This is a genomic window from Methylobacterium sp. J-067, from assembly GCF_022829465.1.
Taxonomy (GTDB): domain Bacteria; phylum Pseudomonadota; class Alphaproteobacteria; order Rhizobiales; family Beijerinckiaceae; genus Methylobacterium; species Methylobacterium litchii.
The window spans coordinates 1-748 of sequence record NZ_JAKSXZ010000007.1 but is presented as its reverse complement, the minus strand read 5'-3'; the positions used below and the strand labels follow the sequence as shown (position 1 = coordinate 748).

Below are 748 nucleotides of genomic sequence, written 5' to 3'. Positions count from 1 at the left end.
CGCTAGAACTACTCGCGTCGTCCGGACGGAGCCGAGCACGTCGTCCTCCCCAACCGGGAGGCAGATGACCCGGCCCACGCCGTCGCGCCAGGAAACCGCCTGCGCGTCCCACCAGCGGCCATCTCCGAGGTGCCAGATGATATGCCCATGCGGTCGCCCGCAGCTCTCACAGCGGCCCTTGGCGCGGCGGAAGCGGATCACCGCCGACAGCTGCGGCCAGTCGATGGGGTAGAAGAAGCGGTGCTCGCGCCGGATCGGCATGGCAGGATGATGCGATGGCTAGCCCTAAAGCTGAGCAGTAAGGCATCTGCGCAGCATAAGCATCCCGCTGTTCAGCCGCCGATGGGTTCGGCATCGGGCCTTTCGGCTTAGCTCCCTGTCGGATGCGCGTCAGGAACCTCGTTTGCGTCCACTACCTTGGTCTCTGCGAGATACACGGAGAGCCAGCCTGGGAACGGACACCGACGCGGCACGGGAGGCACTCGGAATGGACCCACCTGGAAAGCCGCTGGTCCAGGATAAGCTACCAGCCGATACGGCAGCTGCAGGACCTACGTCCCTTGCTAGTCTAGAGGGCGAGAATGACCAGGGCCCCGCAAGCGGCCGCTACGATAATCGACCGGCTGTCCCGTCGTCAGATAACCGCAAAGGTGGCTTAGGCGCTCGCTAAGCCGGGTGCTACGTTCGTTCCTTGCCCGGCCAAGCCGCGGTCGTTCCGACGCTCACTTCCCCGGCGGGTAAGCCACCT

General features: G+C 65.1%; 1 pseudogene. It reads right to left on the bottom strand.

The features are described from left to right. Window positions 1-261 (bottom strand): annotated as a pseudogene (locus MKK52_RS00050) (hypothetical protein); the annotation flags it as partial. Window positions 262-748: the final 487 nt, after the last annotated feature.